Origin of the sequence: Bradyrhizobium sp. NBAIM18 (genome assembly GCF_020193825.1) — a bacterium.
Taxonomy (GTDB): domain Bacteria; phylum Pseudomonadota; class Alphaproteobacteria; order Rhizobiales; family Xanthobacteraceae; genus Bradyrhizobium; species Bradyrhizobium yuanmingense.
In genome coordinates, this window is sequence record NZ_JADYVO010000019.1 from 113,635 (window position 1) to 133,368 (window position 19,734).

Annotated in this window: 19 protein-coding genes and 1 riboswitch; of the genes, 10 read left to right on the plus strand and 9 right to left on the minus strand. The window is 66.1% G+C overall.

All coding sequences use genetic code 11. The features are described from left to right. Positions 1-21: 21 nt before the first annotated feature. Entirely contained in the window at positions 22-1,287 is a 1,266-nt protein-coding gene (gene lysA / locus I6F17_RS30060) for a diaminopimelate decarboxylase (RefSeq protein WP_225127018.1), read from the plus strand. A gap of 133 nt (positions 1,288-1,420) precedes the next feature. On the opposite strand, the gene I6F17_RS30065 is transcribed toward lysA, so the two are convergent. Together I6F17_RS30065 and I6F17_RS30070 are read right to left on the minus strand one after the other, a co-directional pair. Further along, complete coding sequence (locus I6F17_RS30065) at positions 1,421-2,311, minus strand: NAD(P)-dependent oxidoreductase (protein ID WP_225127021.1); 891 nt, start codon at positions 2,309-2,311, stop codon at positions 1,421-1,423. A gap of 224 nt (positions 2,312-2,535) precedes the next feature. Next, on the minus strand, positions 2,536-2,919 hold the full coding sequence (locus I6F17_RS30070; RefSeq protein ID WP_028134137.1) for a carboxymuconolactone decarboxylase family protein: 384 nt from the start codon (positions 2,917-2,919) through the stop codon (positions 2,536-2,538). A gap of 169 nt (positions 2,920-3,088) precedes the next feature. On the opposite strand from I6F17_RS30070, the gene I6F17_RS30075 reads away from it, so the two are divergent. After that, entirely contained in the window at positions 3,089-5,758 is a 2,670-nt protein-coding gene (locus tag I6F17_RS30075) for a TIGR02302 family protein (RefSeq protein WP_225127024.1), read from the plus strand. A 202-nt stretch (positions 5,759-5,960) separates the two neighbouring features. Here I6F17_RS30075 and I6F17_RS30080 read toward each other — a convergent pair whose 3' ends face one another. Beyond that, a complete protein-coding gene (locus I6F17_RS30080) occupies positions 5,961-6,335 on the minus strand; it encodes a response regulator (RefSeq protein WP_035996894.1) in 375 nt (124 codons plus the stop codon). Positions 6,336-6,371: 36 nt separating this feature from the next. Beyond that, on the minus strand, positions 6,372-7,250 hold the full coding sequence (locus I6F17_RS30085; protein WP_225127026.1) for an MJ0042-type zinc finger domain-containing protein: 879 nt from the start codon (positions 7,248-7,250) through the stop codon (positions 6,372-6,374). 204 nt (positions 7,251-7,454) lie between these two features. Between I6F17_RS30085 and ftsE the strand changes: the two genes are divergently transcribed. The 4 genes from ftsE (at position 7,455) to I6F17_RS30105 (ending at position 10,634) form a co-directional block, all read left to right on the plus strand. After that, the gene (gene ftsE, locus I6F17_RS30090; RefSeq protein WP_057028593.1) at positions 7,455-8,114 is read left to right on the plus strand and encodes a cell division ATP-binding protein FtsE; all 660 of its coding nucleotides are present in this window, start codon (positions 7,455-7,457) and stop codon (positions 8,112-8,114) included. Continuing rightward, complete coding sequence (locus I6F17_RS30095; RefSeq protein ID WP_036040380.1) at positions 8,107-9,075, plus strand: ABC transporter permease; 969 nt, start codon at positions 8,107-8,109, stop codon at positions 9,073-9,075. The genes ftsE and I6F17_RS30095 overlap by 8 nt, the downstream gene beginning before the upstream one ends. Positions 9,076-9,147: 72 nt before the next feature. Beyond that, positions 9,148-9,852 carry a YdcF family protein gene (locus I6F17_RS30100; RefSeq protein ID WP_036040382.1) on the plus strand — a complete coding sequence of 235 codons (705 nt, stop codon included), beginning with the start codon at positions 9,148-9,150 and terminating at the stop codon, positions 9,850-9,852. Between the two features lie 11 nt (positions 9,853-9,863). Further along, complete coding sequence (locus I6F17_RS30105) at positions 9,864-10,634, plus strand: lysophospholipid acyltransferase family protein (protein ID WP_035996922.1); 771 nt, start codon at positions 9,864-9,866, stop codon at positions 10,632-10,634. A 97-nt stretch (positions 10,635-10,731) separates the two neighbouring features. On the opposite strand, the gene I6F17_RS30110 is transcribed toward I6F17_RS30105, so the two are convergent. Then, complete coding sequence (locus I6F17_RS30110; RefSeq protein ID WP_109142250.1) at positions 10,732-11,343, minus strand: gamma-glutamylcyclotransferase; 612 nt, start codon at positions 11,341-11,343, stop codon at positions 10,732-10,734. Positions 11,344-11,453: 110 nt separating this feature from the next. On the opposite strand from I6F17_RS30110, the gene I6F17_RS30115 reads away from it, so the two are divergent. Next, a complete protein-coding gene (locus I6F17_RS30115; RefSeq protein ID WP_036040385.1) occupies positions 11,454-12,638 on the plus strand; it encodes a DUF2125 domain-containing protein in 1,185 nt (394 codons plus the stop codon). 112 nt (positions 12,639-12,750) lie between these two features. Here the strand turns inward: I6F17_RS30115 and I6F17_RS30120 are convergent, their stop codons facing one another. The 3 genes from I6F17_RS30120 to I6F17_RS30130 are packed head-to-tail and all read right to left on the minus strand — an operon-like array spanning position 12,751 to position 15,663. Then, positions 12,751-13,686: a prephenate/arogenate dehydrogenase family protein gene (locus I6F17_RS30120; RefSeq protein WP_225127027.1), complete on the minus strand. Its 936-nt coding sequence runs from the start codon at positions 13,684-13,686 to the stop codon at positions 12,751-12,753. Beyond that, the gene (gene hisC / locus I6F17_RS30125; RefSeq protein WP_225127028.1) at positions 13,683-14,780 is read right to left on the minus strand and encodes a histidinol-phosphate transaminase; all 1,098 of its coding nucleotides are present in this window, start codon (positions 14,778-14,780) and stop codon (positions 13,683-13,685) included. The genes I6F17_RS30120 and hisC overlap by 4 nt, the downstream gene beginning before the upstream one ends. 34 nt (positions 14,781-14,814) lie before the next feature. Then, positions 14,815-15,663, minus strand: a complete 849-nt coding sequence (locus I6F17_RS30130) for a chorismate mutase (RefSeq protein ID WP_225127030.1) — start codon at positions 15,661-15,663, stop codon at positions 14,815-14,817. Between the two features lie 155 nt (positions 15,664-15,818). After that, positions 15,819-15,898, plus strand: a riboswitch (SAM riboswitch). 94 nt (positions 15,899-15,992) lie between these two features. Between I6F17_RS30130 and I6F17_RS30135 the strand changes: the two genes are divergently transcribed. Both I6F17_RS30135 and metW read left to right on the plus strand, forming a co-directional pair. Beyond that, positions 15,993-17,195 (plus strand): homoserine O-acetyltransferase, encoded by a 1,203-nt coding sequence (locus tag I6F17_RS30135; protein ID WP_036040394.1) that lies wholly within the window; start codon positions 15,993-15,995, stop codon positions 17,193-17,195. A 2-nt stretch (positions 17,196-17,197) separates the two neighbouring features. Then, a complete protein-coding gene (metW, locus tag I6F17_RS30140) occupies positions 17,198-17,860 on the plus strand; it encodes a methionine biosynthesis protein MetW (protein WP_035996939.1) in 663 nt (220 codons plus the stop codon). 119 nt (positions 17,861-17,979) lie between these two features. Here metW and I6F17_RS30145 read toward each other — a convergent pair whose 3' ends face one another. Further along, on the minus strand, positions 17,980-18,843 hold the full coding sequence (locus I6F17_RS30145) for an alpha/beta hydrolase (RefSeq protein ID WP_225127032.1): 864 nt from the start codon (positions 18,841-18,843) through the stop codon (positions 17,980-17,982). A 213-nt stretch (positions 18,844-19,056) separates the two neighbouring features. On the opposite strand from I6F17_RS30145, the gene I6F17_RS30150 reads away from it, so the two are divergent. After that, positions 19,057-19,710 carry a TIGR02594 family protein gene (locus I6F17_RS30150; RefSeq protein ID WP_225127035.1) on the plus strand — a complete coding sequence of 218 codons (654 nt, stop codon included), beginning with the start codon at positions 19,057-19,059 and terminating at the stop codon, positions 19,708-19,710. Positions 19,711-19,734 lie beyond the last annotated feature (24 nt).

A 19,734-nucleotide genomic window follows, 5' to 3' on the forward strand; every position in this document is an offset into this window, starting at 1 on the left:
CGGGACAACCGAGCCTGCGCCATGAACCATTTCGACTATCGCAACGGCGTGCTGCACGCCGAGGCGGTGAACCTGTCCGAGCTGGCCGCCACCGTCGGCACGCCGTTCTACTGCTATTCGACCGCAACGCTGGAGCGGCACTACCGCGTCTTCACCGAGGCCTTTGCCGGCGAGAAGGTGCTGGTCTGCTACGCCATGAAGGCGAACTCCAATCAGTCGGTGCTGCGGACGCTGGCCAAGCTCGGCGCCGGCGCCGACGTGGTTTCGGGCGGCGAGCTGAAGCGCGCTTTGGCCGCCGGCATTCCCGCCAGCAAGATCGTCTTCTCCGGCGTCGGCAAGACCGAAGCAGAGCTGCGCGCGGCGCTCGCCGCCGACATCCTCTGCCTCAACGTCGAATCCGAGCCGGAGCTCGAGCTGCTGTCGCGACTCGCGACCGAGATGGGCAAGGCCGCGCGCATCTCGCTCCGCGTCAATCCCGACGTCGATGCCGGCACGCATGCAAAGATCTCCACCGGCAAGTCCGAGAACAAGTTCGGCATCCCGATCGTGCATGCCCGCGAGGTCTATGCGCGCGCGGCGAAGCTGCCCGGAATCAAGGTGACCGGCACCGACGTGCATATCGGCAGCCAGATCACCGACCTGTCCGGCATGGAGACCGCGTTCCGCATCCTCTCCGAATTCGTGCAGACGCTTCGGGCGGACGGCCACGACATCAGCCACGTCGATTTCGGTGGTGGCCTCGGCATCCCCTATTACATGGATCGCGAGGCGCCGCCTGCGCCCGCCGCCTATGCTGCCATGGTCAGGCGCGTCAGCCACAATCTCGGCTGCACGCTGATGTTCGAGCCGGGCCGCATGATCGTCGGCAATGCCGGCATTCTCGTCGCCAAGGTGATCTATGTGAAGCACGGCGACGGCAAGAATTTCGTCATCATCGACGCGGCCATGAACGACCTGATCCGCCCGACACTGTACGAGGCGCATCACGACATCCTGGCGGTGAAGCAGCCGGCCAAGGGCGCCGCCACCATCAAGGCCGATGTCGTCGGCCCGGTCTGCGAGACCGGCGATTATCTCGCTCTCGACCGCACGCTGCCGACGCCCGCGCCCGGCGATCTCCTCGCCATCATGACCGCCGGTGCCTATGGCGCCGTGCAGGCCGGCACCTACAACACCCGGCCGCTGGTGCCCGAGGTGCTGGTGAAGGGCGACCAATACGCCGTGGTGCGCCCGCGCGTGGAGGTCGAGCAGCTCATCGCGATGGATAAGCCTGCGCCCTGGCTGTGAGGGCGCACTCAAAACCTGCAAAACAACCCCATGCACAGTAGACCGGGGTTGTCGGCAGAACGGTTGCCCGTCGGATAAAACCGCTTGATTTGGAAGGCAGATCAAGCGGCAACCGTGCCCACCCCCGTGAGCGCTAATTTTGTCCGCCGACGACGACTCCGGCCTTCTGCTCGATCGGCTTGATCGCCGCGGTGAAATCGGACTCGGCGCCTTCTGCGCGGATCACGGTCTCCCACAGCCGCCCGACCGCGTCGGCGACCTCCATCGACAGGCCGAGCTGCTTCATCTCCTCCAGCGCCAGCCGCACGTCCTTCACCATCAATCCCGTGGCGAAGCCGAAGTCGAAGGTGCGCGGCAGCACCGCGCGCGGAAACTTGTCGCGGCTCGCGGTGTTCATGCCCGAGCCCGCATTGATGACGTCGATCATCACGGCGGGATCGAGCCCGGCCTTCACGCCCATCACCACGGCTTCCGACGTCGCCACGATCGCGGTGGCCGACAGGAAATTGTTGGCGAGCTTCATGGTCTGGGCCGCGCCGGGCTTCTCGCCGATGAAGAACACCTTTCCGATCACCTCGAGCGCGGGCTTGAGCAGCTCGAACTCGGCCTTCGGGCCTGACACCATCACGGCAAGCGTGCCCTTCTCGGCGCCGCCGACGCCACCGGAGACGGGACAGTCGATCTGCACGATGCCGCGCTCGGCGAGCAGGCCGTGAATCTTCGCAGCCATCGCCGAGCCGACGGTGGAGAGATCGACGAAGCGTTTGGCGCACCTGCCCTCGATCACGCCGTTCGCTCCCGTTGCGACGTCGAGTGAAGCCTGCAGCGAAGGCAAACTCGCCATGACGGTCTCGGCCTGGTCAGCGACGTCCTTCGGCGACGACGCGGCAAGGGCACCGCGCGCGACCAGCTTGCCGATAACCTCCTTGCGCGTGTCGAATACGACGAGCCTGTGCCCCGCCTCGATTAGCCGCCGCGCCATCGGGAAACCCATGTTTCCGAGCCCGATGAATCCGATGTCCATGGTGTTTCCCTTTGGTTGTTGTTGAAAACGCGCACACCGCCCTCGATGTCGTCCCGGACAAGCGCGCCCTAAAGCGCGCGCCGGTCCGGGACCCATAACCACAGGGAGGAATCGTCGCGCAAAGGCGCCGCTCCGAGTCGTCTTAGCCACATCGTCCTGTGGCTATGGGTCCCGGGCTCGCGCTTCGCGCGCCCCGGGACGACAGTTGAGATTGGCGCTGGGTCTCACGCCTTCCCGTCGATCTCCGCGAACACCTCGCGCGCGATGCGGAAGCTGTCGACCGCAGCCGGCATGCCGCCATAGATCGCGACCTGCATCAGGATCTCGCGGATCTCCTCGCGGGTGACGCCATTGGTCAGCGCGCCCTTCAGATGCGCGCGAAACTCGTGCTGACGGTTGAGAATCGCGATCATGGCGATGTTGAGCATGCTGCGGGTCTTGCGCGGCAGCTCCTCGCGGCCCCACACCGTGCCCCAGCAATATTCGTTGAGCATCTCCTGGAACGGGCGGTTGAAATCGTCGACATTCTTCAGGGCGTTGTTGACATAGGCCTCGCCCAGCACAGCTTTGCGGACTTCCAGGCCCTTGTCGTGCATCTTCTTGTCCATGGCGTTTCCTTCGTTTCCCTCGAGATTGGCGCGCGGAAATTACGGGGTTGCACCCGGCCAGTCACGTCCTCGTGTTATGCGGGAAAAGGAGGCGCTCCCGTACGGGAACGGATGCCTCAGTGCTGCCGTTGTGATAGGCTCTGCTCTACCGGGCAACCTGGAGAGTTGATTGAACGGCGTCCCCCCCGAGCCGTCAGACCCGATCCGCAACGGCGATGCGCTGTCGCGGCTGAAGCTGGCGCAGGCCCTTGATCGGGCGACTTATGCCATCGCGTGGGAGCGTGCCTGGCCCAATGCGGCGCGCCTTCTGACCGTCGTCGGCCTGTTCCTGGTGGTGTCTTGGGCTGGCCTCTGGCTGGCGCTGCCGTTCACGGCCAGGGCCGTCGGCCTCGCCCTCTTCGCCGCGATCGCGGCGGCCGCCCTGTTCCCGCTGATTCGCTTCCGCTGGCCGAGCCGCGAGGAAGCGCTGGCCCGGCTCGACCGTGGCTCCGGCATCCGGCACCGCCCGGCCACCACGCTCACGGACACGCTGACCTCACAGGACCCGGTCGCGCAGGCGCTGTGGCAGGCGCAGCGCGAGCGGACGCTCGCCTCCATCAAGCGGATCCGCGCCGGTGTGCCGCAGCCCCGGCTCGCGCTTCACGACCCTTGGGCGCTGCGTGCCCTCGCGATGGTGATGCTGGTTGCGACCTTCTTTGCCGCGGGTGACGAGCGTGCGATGCGCCTTGGCGCCGCCTTCGACTGGAACGGGGTGCTGGCGCCGGCCAATGTTCGCGTCGATGCCTGGGTCACGCCGCCGCTCTACACCGGCAGGCCGCCGGTGATCCTGTCGGCCGCCAACAAGGAAGCGGCGGCGCTGCCCGCCAGCGGCCCGCTCGCCGTTCCCGCCGGCTCGACCCTGATCGTGCGCTCCTCCGGCGGCAATTTGGATGTCGCCGTCTCCGGCGGCCTCAAGGAGGTCGCCCCGGCTGAAGCCAGCCCCAAGGGGACCAACGAAAGGCATTTCGCGATTTCCGGCGACGGCACCGCGCATGTCCGGGCGCCCTCCGGCCAGCCACAATGGGCCTTTGCGGCCACGCCGGATCGTCCGCCGACGATCGCGCTCGCGAAGGATCCGGAGCGCCAGGCGCGCGGCGCGCTCCAGCTCTCCTACAAGATCGAGGACGATTACGGCGTCACCGGCGCCGAGGCGAAATTCGCGCCGCGGCCGGCCGACGCCAAAGATGCTGCCAAAGATGGCCTCAAGGATGGTCCGAAGGCCGCCGCCGGTGATGGCGACACCAGGACGGCGCCGCGGCCGCTGTTCCAGCCGCCGAAATTCCCGCTCGCGCTGCCGAATGCGCGCACCCGCAACGGCGTCGGGCAATCCGTGAAGGATCTCAGCGAGGATCCCTATGCCGGCGCCGAGGTCACGCTGACGCTCACGGCCAAGGACGAGGCCGGCAACGAGGCCGCCAGCGAACCGTTCAACATGCGCCTGCCCGAGCGGCTCTTCACCAAGCCGCTGGCCCGTGCATTGATCGAGCAGCGCCGCATCCTCGCGCTCGACGCCAACAAGAATTCTGACGTCTACGCCGCGCTCGACGGGCTGATGATCGCGCCCGAGATGTTCACGCCGGAGCCGGGACAATATCTCGGCCTGCACAGCGTGGCCCGGCAGCTGGAAGCGGCGCGTACCGACGATGCCCTGCGCGAGGTCGTGGCGAGCCTGTGGGCGCTTGCGGTGACGATCGAGGACGGCAAGATCTCCGACGTCGAGAAGGCGTTGCGCGCGGCCCAGGAAGCGCTGAAGCAGGCGCTGGAGCGCGGCGCGAGCGACGAGGAGATCAAGAAGCTCACGCAGGATCTGCGTCAGGCGCTGAACGATTTCATGCGCCAGCTCGCCGAGCAGTTCCGCAACAACAATGACCCGCAGCAGCTGGCGCGGCCGCTCGATCCGAACACCAAGGTCCTGCGTCAGCAGGATCTGCAGAACATGATCGACCGGATGGAGCGCCTGTCGCGCTCCGGCGACAAGGATGCGGCCAAGCAGTTGCTCGACCAGCTCCAGCAGATGCTGGAAGGCCTGCAGATGGCGCAGCCGGGGCAGTCCGGCGAGAGCGACATGGAGCAGGCGCTCAATGAGCTCGGCGACATGATCCGCAAGCAGCAGCAATTGCGCGACAAGACGTTCAAGCAGGGCCAGGATACCCGGCGCGACCGCTCGCGCGGCAAGCAGCAGCAGGGCGATCAGTCCATGTCGGAGCTGCAGCAGGACCAGCAGGGACTGCGCGACCGCCTGAAGAAGCTGCAGGACGAGCTTGCCAAGCGCGGCCTCACCCAGAAGGGGCAGAAAGGCCAGCAGGGCCAGCAGGCACAGAAGGGCCAGAAGGGTCAGCAAGGCGAGCAGGGCCAGCCCGGCCAGAACGGCGATCAGGACGGCGACCAGGGCGATGACGGCAGCCTGGATGCAGCCGACGGTGCCATGGGCGATGCCGGATCAAAGCTCGGCGAGGGTAATGCCGACGGCGCCGTGGACTCGCAGGGCAAGGCACTCGACGCCATGCGCAAGGGTGCGCAGAAGATGGCCGAGGCGATGCAGCAGGGCGATGGCGACGGCCAGGGCGACGGCCCCGGCCAGCGTGCCGGCCGGCAGCAGAGCGGCGGCAACCAGACCGATCCGCTCGGCCGGCCGCTGCATGGGCGCGAATATGGCGACGATTACACGGTCAAGATTCCCGGCGAGATCGACACACAGCGGGTCCGCCGCATTCTCGAAGAGCTCCGCCGCCGTCTCGGCGATCCCTCGCGGCCGCAGATCGAGCTCGACTATCTCGAGCGGCTGCTGAAGGAGTTTTGAGGGACGGCTCAGGTCTCGTAGCCCGGATGAGCGCAGCGACATCCGGGGCATTGTTCCCGCATATCGCTGCGCTGATGCGGGCTACGATCGCGCCACAGTTTGCGTCATTGCGAGCGCAGCGAAGCAATCCAGAGTCTTTCCGCGACGGCAGTCTGGATTGCTTCGCTGCGCTCGCAATGACGATGTGGGGATACCGCCGACGCTAGCCCTTCTTCGCCGCCAGCGCATCGGCGACCGCCGTGCGGATATCGGCGACCGAGAACGGCTTGGTCACGACGTCATGCACCAGCGCGTTCAGGTTCGAGGCGCGCTCGCGCTGGTCGGCGAAGCCAGTCATCAGCAGGATGGTCAGGTCGGGAAAATCGCGCGCCGCGGAGAGCGCCAGCGCGATGCCGTCCATCACCGGCATCTGGATGTCGGTGAGCAACAGGTCGAAGGCGCCATCCTCGCGGGTCAGGATCTCCAGCGCCTCGGCGCCGTCCTGGGCGGTGACGGTCTCGTGGCCGTCCATGGCGATGGCGCGCGCCACCAGCGCGCGCATCGAATCCTCGTCGTCGGCGATCAAGATCTTCGGCATGAGACGAACCTTGGTATCAACCTCCCCTGGGGGCGATTATACGCTGCCGCCGGCAATGTCGCGCCGGTTGAAGAAACGAACGTCGATGTTGCGGCCCTCCGGCGGCGGTGAGGCCAGGCGCGAGCGGAAGAAGGCGCGCTCACCTGGCCGCAGCACGGTCTGCTCCAGCACCGTGTTCCAGGCATAGATCTCCGCGCCTTGGGCGTCGCGCACGGCAAAGCGCAGCCGCGGAATGTCGAGCGGCTTCTTGCCGTCGCCGACGATCACGCCCTCGATCACCAACACCTGTTTACCGTCCACGGTCTCGCTGGAGAGCTTGACGTCCTTGAAGGCGAGACCCCGCAAGTTCACCTCGAGCCCGACCATCTTGTAGAACGCTGCCGTCTGCGGCAGCAGCCGCACCACATCGCCGCGCCAGAGCACCAGTGCCAGCACCAGCGCGCCCATCGCGGCGCAGGCGGTGGGCAGGCCAAGATAGGATTTGCGCGGAGCTGTGGTGGCGACCGGGCGGCTCACCCGCGCGCCGCGGCGAGGGAACAGGCTGCGGAACCAGGACTGGTGCTGCGCGCCGACGGCCTCCTCTTCGGCCTGCCGGGCCGCTGCCGACCATTCATCCTCGGTCTCGCGGGTCTCCTCATCCGGCCAGTCGCTGGCGATTGAGGGACTATCGACGACCGGCGTATCAGTGGCGCCGTCGTCCCTGGCATAGGAGTTCCATTGTTCGGCGAGGTCGGACTGGTCGTCGGCTCGGCCGGCCGCGGCCATGGCCGGAACGGACGCCTCCTCGATGGCATCCTCGGCGTGGGCGATCCAGGTCTCCTTGCAGCGGGAGCAGCGGACCGCCCGCCCGTTCGCCCCAAGGCTTGCGAGCTTGATGGCGTAGGATGTCATACAATGGGGGCAGACGATATGCATGGACGAGCCTTGATGCATGAACGAAGGTCTTGAACGCAGGTCTTGGACGGGTCTTGACGATGCCACGATCGCGAAGACCGGGCGCCCCTTATGCTACTGGGCGACCGTTAACGAACCGGAAACCATAACGGCGGCAAAACCAGTTGATCGCGTATGGCGGACCGCCGCAATGCGGCCCGCGCCCCCTCTCGAACGGAGCTGAGCTTGGTTCGGTTCGAAAATGTCGGATTGCGTTACGGTCTGGGGCCGGAGATTTTGCGCGACCTCACCTTCCAGATTCCCGCGCATTCCTTCCAGTTTCTCACCGGACCGTCCGGTGCCGGCAAGACGTCCCTGCTGCGCCTGTTGTTCCTGTCGCATCGACCGACGCGGGGCCTCGTCAACCTGTTCGGCCACGACATCTCGCAGCTCGGCAAGGACGAGATCGCAGACCTGCGCAAGCGCATCGGCATCGTGCTCCAGGATTTCCGCCTGCTCGATCACATGACGACCTATGAGAACGTCGCGCTGCCGTTCCGCGTCATGGGCCGCAGCGAATCCAGCTACCGCAAGGAGGTGATCGACCTGCTGCGCTGGGTCGGCCTCGGCGACCGCATGGACGCGCTGCCGCCGATCCTGTCGGGCGGCGAGAAGCAGCGCGCCGCGATCGCGCGCGCCGTGATCTCGCGGCCGCAGCTGCTGCTCGCGGACGAGCCGACCGGCAGCGTCGATCCGACGCTCGGCCGCCGCCTGCTGCGACTCTTCATCGAGCTCAACAAATCAGGCACCGCCGTCATCATCGCCACGCACGACATCGGGCTGATGGACCAGTACGAAGCACGGCGGCTGGTGCTGCACCAGGGACGGCTGCACGTCTATGAGTAGGCTCGACGAGCGCGGCGTGCTGGTCGATCTCGGACAGGAGCGTCCGCAGCTTCCGGCCAAGGCACGCAACATGTCGCCGATCGTGCCGCGCGCCTCGATCCACGGCAGAGCGCTGCTTGCGGTGGTCGCCATCATGACCTTCCTCGCCTCGATGGCCACGGGCACGGTGCTGCTGGTGAGTGCCTCCGCGGCCGAATGGCAGTCAGACGTCGCGAGCGAAATCACCATCCAGGTTCGCCCGCAGGCCGGCCGCGATCTCGAGCGCGACACCGCCGCCGTGGCGGAAGCGATGCGCACGCAAGCCGGCATCGTCGAGGTCAAGCCGTTCACCAGGGACGAGAGCGGCAAACTGCTCGAGCCCTGGCTCGGCACCGGCCTGTCGATGGACGATCTGCCGGTGCCGCGCATGATCATCGCGCGCGTGCAGCCGGGCACGCCGCTCGATCTCGGCGCCTTGCGCGCGCGCGTGGCGCAGGTCGCGCCGGGCGCCAGCGTCGACGATCACCGCGCCTGGATCGAGCGCATGCGCCTGATGACGAACGCCACCGTGCTGGCCGGCCTCGGCATCCTCGCGCTCGTCATCGTCGCAACCATCATCTCGGTATCGTTCGCGACGCGCGGCGCAATGGCGGCGAACCGTCCGATCGTCGAGGTGCTGCATTTCGTCGGCGCCGGCGACCGCTACATCGCCAATCACTTCCTGCGTCATTTCCTCAGGCTGGGCCTGGAGGGCGGCGTGATCGGCGGCGGTGCCGCCATGCTGATGTTCGGCTTCTCCGAGTCCATCGCAGGCTGGTTTTCCGGGACTCCCGTCGGCGACCAGTTCGCCGCGCTGCTCGGCACCTTCTCGCTGCGCCCTTCCGGCTACATCGTGCTCGCGGTTCAGGCCGTCCTGATCGGCGCCATTACCGCGGTTGCTTCACGGCAGACGCTGTTCGCGACATTGAATGATGTCGACTAGGCTTGCTAAACCGGACTCCACTTCGCCTCAAAACGTCATAAAATCAGATCGGGAAGGGATCACCGACATCGCATGAGCTCGCCGACCGACGACCGATCGCCGAAACTGCCGCGCGGCTGGCTGCGCGCGACAGTCGTGTCGATCATCGCACTTGCCTTCGTCAGCGCGGCGGCGGGCTTCATTGCGTTCCTGGCGCAATTGCGCGGGGCCGAGAAGGTACCTGATCGCAAGGCGGACGGCATCGTGGTGCTGACCGGCGGCTCCTCGCGGGTATCGGACGCGATGGAGCTGCTGGCTGCCGGCTACGGCAGGCGGCTCCTGATTTCCGGCGTGCATCCGACCTCGACGGCGAACGACATCTCCCGCACCTTGCCGGAGAATCAGTCCTTCATGACCTGCTGCGTCGACCTCGACCGCACCGCGCTCTCGACCCGCGGCAACGCCGCGGAGGCGCGGCGCTGGGCCGAGGGGCGCCGGTTTACGTCTCTGATCGTGGTCACCTCGAACTATCACATGCCGCGCGCGCTGGTGGAATTCTCGCATGCGATGCCGCGGACGACGCTGATCCCGTTCGCGGTGGTCGGCGAAAAATGGCGCGAGGAGCCGTGGTGGATCTCAGGCTCGACGCTGCGGCTGCTCCTGTCCGAATACGTCAAGTACGTTGCGGCCGAGCTCAGGGTGCGGCTGGAGGATTTCGGGATTGACCTTTGGCCCGAGATGTCGGAGCAGCCTGCAGGTCAGCAACCGAAGCGGCCCGCCACCGCGCAGGCCAATTGATCGGACCATCGATGTTCCTGATTTTCCTGCGATCGCTCGTATTCAACGTGCTGTTCTACGCCGTGCTGGTCTGTCTGGCGATCGTTGCGCTGCCGACCTTTGCATTGCCGCCGCGCGCCATGCTGACGGTGGCGCAATGGTGGGCCAAGGCCACGCTGGTCCTGATGCGCCTGGTCTGCAACATCAAGGTGGAATTCCGCGGGGTGGAGAAGATCCCGACAGGACCGCTGCTGATCGTGGCCAAGCATCAGTCGTTCTGGGAGACCTTCGTGCTGCCAGGTTTCTTCAACCGGCCGATCTTCATCCTCAAGCGCCAGCTGATGCAGATCCCGGTGTTCGGCCAGTTCCTGGTCAAGACCGGGATGATCGCGATCGACCGCAATGCCGGCGTGAAGGCGCTGCTCGAGATGACGCGGCGCGCGCGCGAGGCGGTGCGCAGTGGAAAGCAGCTCGTGATCTTTCCGGAAGGCACGCGCCGCGCGCCGGGCGCGCCGCCCGATTACAAGACCGGCTTTGCGCAGATCTATTCCTCCTGCGGCGTGCCGTGCCTGCCGATCGCGCTCAATTCCGGCCTGTTCTGGCCGCGCCGCACCTTCATGCGCTACCCGGGCACGCTGGTGGTCGAGTTTCTCGAACCGTTGCCGCCGGGCCTGCCGAAGGACGAGTTTCTCGCACGCGTGCAAGCGGCGATCGAGGACGCGACCGCCCGGCTCGTCGAAGCAGGACGGAAGGAGCAGGAGCAGTTGATCGGCTCGGCGCCGAGCTACGCGCCGACGGGCTAAGGCGCGATGCGATTGGGATGAATCTTCATCGCGCTTTAGGTTGTTGTTTACGCATGATCTTTCCGGAAAACCGCTTCGCACTTTTCCGGATCATGCTTTAGCGGCTTTCCCGATCCTGGTCCCGAGCCGCCGCGTGCAGGGAATGCGCATCACCATGCAGCATCAATGCAAGCTGATGCAGCTGCGTGTCGCGAAAGCCTTCGGCCTCGATCGCCTTCACCGTCGCGGTGACGTAGTCGCGGTTGGCGCCGGACTGGCCGTGGCCCTGGACGACGTGGCGGTGCTGCTCGGCCAGCGAGAGGCGGCCGGCATATTGCACATGGCCGCGGTCGACGACGTAGGCGAGCGCGGCGACGCGCTGGCGTGCATCGTTCTCCAGCCACACCGAGCGCATCACCTCGCGATAGACCGAGGTGACCTGCTCGCGTGCGCGCAAATATGCGACCACCTCGGCACGGTTCTTCTCGGCGACGCGGAAGGCGATGCCGCGGCAGGCGCCGCCGCGGTCGAGTCCGAGCACCAGGCCCGGCTTCTCCGGCGTGCCGCGATGCACGAAGGAATAGACGCAGAGCGCGCGGTGCTCGCCGACCAGCCGCGCCGGGACGCGCTCCTCGAAGTCGAAGCCCGGCCGCCACATCAGCGAGCCGTAGCCGAACACCCAGAGGTCGCCCTTGGCTGTGGTGACGGAGGGGAGGGTGATTTCGGACATTTCGGGGACGGCTACCAGAACCCTGCGCCCAAGCGAAGCGATTTCTGCGCCTTTCGTCGCAGGCCCGCCCCGCTTACATTTGCCTGAATCTGGCGTCAAAGGGTCGCCGCATGTCCAATATGACCGTTGCCACTGGCCGCCGCTCCCGCTGGGGCCTTTTCATCGCCCCCGTTCTCGTCCTGGTCCTCGCCGTCGGCTGGACCTGCTTCTGGTTCTATGCGGCGTGGCAGGCCGAAATCGTCGCCGACGCCTGGCGGGCGCAGGAGGCCAAGGCCGGCCGCATCTATGATTGTGCCAAGCGCTCGATCGCCGGCTTCCCGTTCCGCTTCGAGGTCCAGTGCTCCGGCGCCAGCGTCGCCCTGGTCTCGCAGAACGCGAGCAAGACGCCGTTCACTGCCAAGCTCGACAACATCCTGGTCGTGGCCCAGGTCTACGACCCCAAGCGCATCATCGCCGAATTCGCAGCGCCCGCCACGCTGATCGACGGCATTACGCAGAACACCTTCACCGTGAATTGGAGCAAGGGCCGCGCCAGTGTGGCGGGTCTGCCGGCTGTGCCGGATCGCGCTTCCATCGTGTTCGACGAGCCCAGCCTCAACCGTCTCGATGGCAGCGTGCAGGTGCCGCTTGCGCGCGCCAAGCAGGTCGAGCTGCACGGGCGCCTCGCCGAGGGATCTTCGTCGGATCGTCCCGTGATCGAGACCGTGCTCCATGTCGCGCAGGGCAGCATCCAGGGCGTGCATCCGCTGCTCGCCGAGCCGTTCGAGGCGGACACCCGCGCCAAGATCACCGGCCTCTCCGACCTCACGCCCAAACCGTGGCCGCAGCGCTTCCGCGAGATCCAGGCCGCCGGTGGCCATATCGAGATCGTGCAGTCGCGCATTCAGCAGGGCGAGATGATCGCGGTTGCGGCCGGCACGCTCGGCCTGTCGCCCAACGGCCGGCTCGACGGCGAATTGCAGATGACGGTGACCGGCCTCGAGCGCGTGATCCCGGCGCTCGGCATCGAGAAGATGCTGGAGGAGGGCGTGCCGCAGGCAACGCTCGACCGCCTCGCGCCCGGCGTGAAGTCGCAGGACCTCAACAATCTGTTCGGCGCGCTCGACCGCGCCGTGCCCGGCCTCGGCAAGGTCATCAAGCAGAACGCCAACGCCGGCGTTGCCGCCGGCATCAATTCGATCGGTACCGAGAGCACGCTGGAAGGCAAGAAGGCGCGGAGCTTCCCGCTAAAATTCGTCGACGGTGCCGTGCTGCTCGGCCCGGTCAAGGTCGGCCAGATCCCGCCGCTGTATTGAAGACTGTCATTCCGGGGCGATGCGTAGCATCGAACCCGGAATCCATTTTACCGCGTGCGCTGTGGCCCAATGGATTCCGGGCTCGCCCTACAGGCGCCCCGGAATGACAGGCTCACGGCTTCTTCAGCGCGCCATGCTGGCGGCCGAAATCGGGCGCGGCGGAATCCTGGCCGATCTCGACGATGCCGCGGCGGATGGCGCGGGTGCGGGTGAAGTGGTCGAACAGCGCCTCCCCGTCGCCGCGGCGGATCGCGCGGGTGAGTTTTGCCAGATCCTCGGTGAAGGTGCCGAGCATCTCCAGCACGGCCTCCTTGTTGGCGAGGAAGACGTCGCGCCACATCGTCGGGTCAGAGGCCGCGATGCGGGTGAAATCGCGGAAGCCGCCGGCGGAGAATTTGATCACCTCGGATTCCGTCACCTGCGCCAATTCGTCGGCGGTGCCGACGATGGTGTAGGCGATCAGATGCGGCAGGTGGCTGGTGATCGCGAGCACGAGGTCGTGATGATCCGGCGTCATCACCTCGACCTTGGCGCCCATCGCCGCCCAGAACGCGCGCAGGTGCTCCGTCGCCGCTGCGTCGCTGCCATCAGGCGGGGTCAGGATGCACCAGCGGTTGATGAAGAGCTCGGCGAAGCCCGAATCCGGGCCGGAATGCTCGGTGCCTGCCACCGGATGCGCCGGCACGAAATGAATGCCGCCCGGCAGATGCGGCGCCATGTCCCTGACCACCGCGCCCTTGACCGAGCCGACGTCGGAGACGATCGCACCCGGCTTGAGATGCGGCGCGATCTCCTGCGCTACGGGTCCGCAGGCGCCGACGGGAATGCAGAGGATGACGAGATCGGCATCCCTCACGGCCTCCGCATTGGTCGCCACCACCTGATCGACGATGCCGAGTTCGGCGACACGCGCGCGTGTCTTCTCCGAGCGTGCGGTGGTGACGATTTCACCGGCAAGCCCCTGGAGCTTCGCAGCGCGCGCAATCGAGCCGCCGATCAGGCCGAAGCCGATCAGCGCAACGCGCTGGAAGTGCGGCGCGCTGCTCATTTGCCGCCCATGAAGTCGCGCAAGCCTTCGACGACGAGGCGGTTGGCCTCCTCGGTGCCGATGGTCATGCGCAGCGCGTGCGGCAGGCCGTAATTCTTCAAGCCGCGCAGCACGAGCCCCCGCTTGGTCAGGAAGGCATCGGCGTCATCGGCGGTCCTGCCCTTGTCGGTCGGGAAGTGGATCAGCACGAAATTGGCGACGCTCGGCGTCACCTTCAGCCCGAGCTTGCCGATCTCCTCGGTGAGCCAGTTGCGCCAGGTCTCGGTGAACTGCTTCGACATCGCTTGATGCGCGGTGTCCTCGATCGCGGCGACCGCGGCATACATCGCCGGCGTCGACACGTTGAAGGGACCGCGGATGCGGTTGACCGCGTCAATGACGTGCTCTGGCCCGAACATCCAGCCGATGCGCAGCGCGGCAAGACCGTGGATCTTGGAGAAGGTGTGCGTCACCACCGTGTTCTCGGTGGTGGCGACGAGCTCGATCCCCATCTCGTAGTCGTTGCGCGAGACGTAATCGCAATAGGCGGCGTCCAGCACCAGCAGCACGTGCGAGGGCAGGCCGGCACGCAGCCGCTTGACCTCGTCGAACGGCAGATAGGTGCCGGTCGGATTGTTGGGGTTGGCGAGCCAGACCAGCTTCGTCTTCGGCGTCACGGCCTTCAGGATGGCATCGACGTCGGCGGTGAGGTTGGTCTCCTGCGCGACGACGTTCCTGGCGCCGACCGCCATGGTCGCGATCGGGTAGACCAGGAAGCCGTGCGTGGTCGAGATCGCCTCGTCGCCCTGGCTGAGATAGGTGTGCGCGAGCAGGTTGAGGATCTCGTCCGAGCCGGCGCCGCAGATGATGCGGTTCGGATCGAGCCCGAACGAACGGCCGATCGCCTCGCGCAGCACGCGCGAGGTGCCTTCCGGATAGTCCTCCAGATGATCCGCCACGCGCTTGAATGCCTCGATCGCCTTGGGCGAGGGCCCGAACGGCGTCTCGTTGGCCGAGAGCTTGAACACCTTGCGGCCTGGCTCCGGCACCGGGCTCTTGCCGGGCGTGTAGGGCGCAATATCGAGAATGCCGGGATTCGGCACGGGGCGGGACATCTTGGACTCCGGATAGGCTGGGCTGCTCGCGATTTTACGATTTCGGCCCGGTCGGGGGCACCGTATAGCGCGTTGCGTGGCTGCCGACGAGGGCCACAGAGCGCACCGAGGCTCCCGCGTCGATCAGGGCAGCCCTGATCTTGTCGATGCTGGTCGCGCCGGTGACCGAGACCAGCAGCGCCGCGCCGTCGAAGGCGGTATCGGGCACGGCCACGATCTCGGCGAGCGGCGACAGCGCGCGGGCGACCTCGGCGTTCCATCCCGAGACGCGCACGCTGAAGGTCTCGACCTCCGTCACCAGGGCGCTGTCGGCGACGCGCGAGATCGCGAACACCGGCAATGCGGCCGGATGATCGGCACGCTCGATGAAGGGCATCCGCGCGATGATCTTCGGTGCGCCGTCCGCTTCCAGCTCCAGCCACCACGGCGTGCGGCTCGAGGTGGCCGAGACCATTGCCAGATCACCCTTGGATTTCGCTACCGCCTCGACCGCGGCCTGTGCGCTGAAATGCGCGACGTAAGGCACGGTGAAGCCGAAATTGAAGCGCACGGAATCGCGCATCGCCGCCTCGCTGGCCGAGATGTCGGCATGCACCGAGAACGGCGCCTGTACGTAAGTGAAGGTCGAGATGATGACGCGCCAGATGCTCTCGACCGTGTCGAGCGGCAGGATGCCGCGATGACGCTGCACGATCTCGCGCATCATGGCAGCCTCGCGCGCGGGCCGGAACGCCGAGCCGACCTCCTGGGTCTGCTTCACCTGGATCAGGCGATCGATGATCTCGCCGCGCTGCATGAGGAGGCGATGCATGCCCTCGTCGATCGCGTCGATCTCCTTGCGCAGTTCCTGCAGCGATGGTGGCGCGGGCGGACGTTGGGACATGTCTGGTCGTCGATCGTTCCGATGGGGATGTCCTGATTAGGCAGTCGGGACGGTGAAAGCAAAGAGAAATGACGTCCCTTTCGATCGGCGCGGCAGAGGCGAACTGGGCCGATCCGGGCCGCGACTTGACGAAAACCGCCCAAGACGGTAGCTTTTGCCCGTTCCGTGGTCATTTGAGCCGGCCGGCTTGCAGCCACGTTAAAAAACTCGCTAAACAGGCCGGGGACGCTTCCGATCCCGGCCGAACCTATCGTTCAGGCCGGGTTTTTCATGGCCTGATGTCAGCGGCGCGGTCGAGCAGCCAGTCGCAAACGAGGTCGATGTCCGAGATGGGTAGCGTCAAGTCGATACCGAGTCCTGCGATCAGCGCCGATGAGCGATCGCACGAGGTCGATCATCCAAGCTCGCTGGTTGCGCATTTCGGCGCCGAGCAGCCGCTGCGGCTCGATTGCGGCGTCGATCTCACCCCGTTCCAGATCGCCTACCAGACCTATGGCGAGCTCAATGCCGATCGCTCCAACGCCGTGCTGATTTGCCATGCGCTGACCGGCGATCAGCATGTCGCCAATGTGCATCCGGTCACCGGCAAGCCAGGCTGGTGGGAGACGCTGGTCGGCCCGGGCCGACCCATCGATCCCAAGCACTACTTCATCATTTGCTCCAACGTGATCGGCGGCTGCATGGGCTCGACCGGGCCGGCCTCGATCAATCCCGCCACCGGCAAGGTCTGGGGCCTGGACTTCCCCGTCATCACCATTCCGGACATGGTGCGCGCGCAGGCGATGCTGATCGACCGGCTCGGCATCGACACGCTGTTTGCCGTCGTCGGTGGCTCGATGGGCGGCATGCAGGTGCTGCAATGGACCGCCGCCTATCCGGAGCGCGTGTACTCCGCGCTGGCGATCGCCTGCGCGACGCGGCACTCGGCGCAGAACATCGCCTTCCACGAGCTCGGCCGCCAGGCCGTGATGGCCGACCCCGACTGGCATGGCGGCGGCTATGCCGATCGCGGCATCCATCCGCATCGCGGGCTCGCGGTGGCGCGGATGGCGGCGCACATCACCTATCTCTCGGACGCGGCACTGCACCGCAAGTTCGGCCGGCGCATGCAGGACCGCGAGCTGCCGACTTTCTCGTTCGACGCCGATTTCCAGGTCGAATCCTATCTGCGTTACCAGGGCTCGTCCTTCGTCGAGCGCTTCGACGCCAATTCCTATCTCTACCTGACGCGGGCGATGGACTATTTCGACATCGCCGCCGACCATGGCGGCGTGCTGGCCAAGGCCTTCGCCGACATCAAGACGCGCTTCTGCGTGGTCTCCTTCACCAGCGACTGGCTGTTTCCGACCTCGGAATCGCGCGCGCTGGTGCACGCGCTGAACGCTTCGAGCGCGCGCGTGTCATTCGCCGAGATCGAGACCGATCGCGGACACGACGCATTCCTGCTCGATGTGCCCGAATTTTTCGACATCTCCCGGGCCTTCCTGCAATCGGCAGGCAAGGCCCGCGGGCTCAGCCTCGAGGACCGCTAGCGATGTCCGTGCAGGAAGTGTTGCCGCTGGACGGCGTTGCCGCCAGGCCATCCGGTGATTATCGCGCCGATCATCGGCTGGTCGCCGAAATGGTCAAGCCGGGCTCGAAGGTGCTCGACGTCGGCTGCGGCGACGGCGATCTGCTTCAGCTGCTGGAGACCCGCGGCATCGACGGCCGCGGCATCGAATTGTCGCGCGAGGGCGTCAACCGCTGCGTCGCCAAGGGGCTCGCGGTGGTGCAGGGCGATGCCGACACCGATCTCGTCAATTATCCCGACGATGCCTTCGACTACGTGATCCTGTCGCAGACGCTGCAGGCGACGCGGCAGCCGAAGGTCGTGCTGGAGAACCTGCTGCGCATCGGCCGCCGCGCCATCGTCTCGTTCCCGAATTTCGGGTTCTGGAAGATGCGACTCCAGCTCCTGATCGGCGGCCACATGCCGCGCACGGAGAATCTGCCGGCGACCTGGTACGACACCGCCAACATCCATTTCTGCACCATCAAGGATTTCGTGCAGCTCTGCGACGAGATCAACGTCAAGATGGAGCGCTCGGTCGCGCTCGATCTCTATGGCCGCCCGGTGCCGCTGAACCTGCCCTGGTGGGTGTGGAACATGTTCGGCGAGCAGGCGGTGTTCTTGCTCAGCCGGGGCGGGGGGAAATAGCCCTCTCTCCGTCATTGCGAGGAGCTCTTGCGACGAAGCAATCCAGAATGCCGCCGCGGAGGGATTCTGGATTGCTTCGCTACGCTCGCAATGACGGAGTACTTGGCGGCGCCTCTACCTCAATGGGGAGCCAGCGACCGCGGGTCCCGCACCGGCCAGCGTCCTGCTTCCACCAGCGTCACGAACCGCTCGACACTCTCGTTGAACAGCGCGGGCTCCTCCAGATTGAGCACGTGGCCGGACTTTGGAAACATCGCCAGACCCGCCGCGGGCAGATGCTTCTTCAGGAACAGGCTCGGCCCGACGCACGGTTCGTCCTCGTCGCCGCAGATGATCAGCGCCGGCGTTGTCACCTTGGCGATCGCGTCCGTCATCGTGTAGATCGAGGGACGGCCGCCCTGGAATCCGCGCATGGTGCGCGCCGATCCCTTGGCATCGTGCCGCGCCAGTGCGGCGTAGAAATCGGCATGCCCGCGTGGATCCTTCACCAGGAACGGAATCCGGCTCGGCGCCTCGCGCGTGACTTTCGCGACCTCCACCGAGCCCAGCGTCTCGTACTGCTCGGCATTGGCGCGGCACTGCTTGCGCCAATCGTCGAGTTTCTCGAGCTCCGAACCGGAGCCGACGCCGGCCAGCGTCATCGACAGCGCGCGCTGCGGCGCGTTCAGTCCGATCTGCAGCGAGGAATAGGCGCCCATCGACAGCCCGACGAGATGTGCGCGCTCGATGCCGAGATGATCGAGCACCGCAAGCGCATCGGTGTAGAAATGCGTGTAGGTGTAGACCTCGCCGTCAGGCACGTCCGACGGCGTGTAGCCGCGCGCCGAATAGGTGATGCAGCGATGGCCACGCGAGAAGTAGCGCATCTGCGGCGCCCAATTGGTGTAGTCGGCCGCGAACTCGTGCAGAAAAAGTATCGGCGTTCCCTGGCCCGCCTCCTCGAAATAGATGCGGACGCCGTCCCTGGTCGTGGCGTGGGGCATTAACCGTTTCCCTCTGTTTCAAGCCGTGTTCGAGGATCGCAGTTAATTCTGTTGTCGGCAATGCGGCAGCAGCGCCGAGCACGAACACAAAATCATTGCAGCCATTCGCGGGCGTTGCGTCTTTTTCTCGCCACATCGGGCGGTTTAACGGCCAAACGGATGTCGGCCATTGCACGGGCCGGGGGGAAGTGGGGGTGTCAAGAAGGATGAAGAATGTTCGAGTTGTTTGCGTCTCGCCTGTCGCGTTGTGTTGTCGCGCTGGCGCTGTTCTTCGCGGCGTTCGCCGTGTTCGTTTCTCCGGCCTCGGCACGGCCGTATCATCGTCATAGCGCAGAGCGGCACGGTTACGTGCATCACGCCAGACATCATCACCACCGTCACTATGCCCATCATGCCCGCAGTTCGCGCTTCGAGCGCAGCGCGGCGCAATTGCGGGCAAGCGGCTTCGCCGACACCCAGGCGAGCTATGATCCGAATGCCAATGCCAGCGGTGCCGGCATGAACGGAGGCTTCAGCGGAGGATCGGGTCTCGTCTCCGAGGCACGCCGCCATATCGGCGGCAATCCGACCGGGCGCGGCCGCCTGTGGTGCGCGCGCTTCATGAACATGGTGCTGGAGCATACCGGCCATCGTGGCACCGGCTCCGACATGGCGAGCTCGTTCGCGCGCTACGGCACGCGCATCTCGGGTCCGCAGGTCGGTGCCATCGCCGTGATGTCGCGCGGCCGCCGCGGCGGTCATGTCGGCATCATCACCGGCATCGACGCGCAGGGTAATCCGATCATGATCTCCGGCAACAACGGCAACCGCGTCCGCGAAGCCCCGGTCTCGCGCGGCAAGATCTATGCGTATGTGATGCCGAACTGAGCCTCGTCATTGCGAGGAGCGCTT

What these genes read in the sequence shown, in the direction of transcription:
- lysA (WP_225127018.1), top strand. Translation starts at nt 22, where the DNA reads ATGAACCATTTCGACTATCGCAACGGCGTGCTGCACGCCGAGGCGGTG.
- I6F17_RS30065 (WP_225127021.1), bottom strand. Translation starts at nt 2,311, where the DNA reads ATGGACATCGGATTCATCGGGCTCGGAAACATGGGTTTCCCGATGGCG.
- I6F17_RS30070 (WP_028134137.1), bottom strand. Translation starts at nt 2,919, where the DNA reads ATGGACAAGAAGATGCACGACAAGGGCCTGGAAGTCCGCAAAGCTGTG.
- I6F17_RS30080 (WP_035996894.1), bottom strand. Translation starts at nt 6,335, where the DNA reads ATGCCGAAGATCTTGATCGCCGACGACGAGGATTCGATGCGCGCGCTG.
- I6F17_RS30085 (WP_225127026.1), bottom strand. Translation starts at nt 7,250, where the DNA reads ATGCATATCGTCTGCCCCCATTGTATGACATCCTACGCCATCAAGCTC.
- I6F17_RS30095 (WP_036040380.1), top strand. Translation starts at nt 8,107, where the DNA reads ATGAGTAGGCTCGACGAGCGCGGCGTGCTGGTCGATCTCGGACAGGAG.
- I6F17_RS30100 (WP_036040382.1), top strand. Translation starts at nt 9,148, where the DNA reads ATGAGCTCGCCGACCGACGACCGATCGCCGAAACTGCCGCGCGGCTGG.
- I6F17_RS30105 (WP_035996922.1), top strand. Translation starts at nt 9,864, where the DNA reads ATGTTCCTGATTTTCCTGCGATCGCTCGTATTCAACGTGCTGTTCTAC.
- I6F17_RS30110 (WP_109142250.1), bottom strand. Translation starts at nt 11,343, where the DNA reads ATGTCCGAAATCACCCTCCCCTCCGTCACCACAGCCAAGGGCGACCTC.
- I6F17_RS30115 (WP_036040385.1), top strand. Translation starts at nt 11,454, where the DNA reads ATGTCCAATATGACCGTTGCCACTGGCCGCCGCTCCCGCTGGGGCCTT.
- I6F17_RS30120 (WP_225127027.1), bottom strand. Translation starts at nt 13,686, where the DNA reads ATGAGCAGCGCGCCGCACTTCCAGCGCGTTGCGCTGATCGGCTTCGGC.
- hisC (WP_225127028.1), bottom strand. Translation starts at nt 14,780, where the DNA reads ATGTCCCGCCCCGTGCCGAATCCCGGCATTCTCGATATTGCGCCCTAC.
- I6F17_RS30130 (WP_225127030.1), bottom strand. Translation starts at nt 15,663, where the DNA reads ATGTCCCAACGTCCGCCCGCGCCACCATCGCTGCAGGAACTGCGCAAG.
- I6F17_RS30135 (WP_036040394.1), top strand. Translation starts at nt 15,993, where the DNA reads ATGGGTAGCGTCAAGTCGATACCGAGTCCTGCGATCAGCGCCGATGAG.
- metW (WP_035996939.1), top strand. Translation starts at nt 17,198, where the DNA reads ATGTCCGTGCAGGAAGTGTTGCCGCTGGACGGCGTTGCCGCCAGGCCA.
- I6F17_RS30145 (WP_225127032.1), bottom strand. Translation starts at nt 18,843, where the DNA reads ATGCCCCACGCCACGACCAGGGACGGCGTCCGCATCTATTTCGAGGAG.
- I6F17_RS30150 (WP_225127035.1), top strand. Translation starts at nt 19,057, where the DNA reads ATGTTCGAGTTGTTTGCGTCTCGCCTGTCGCGTTGTGTTGTCGCGCTG.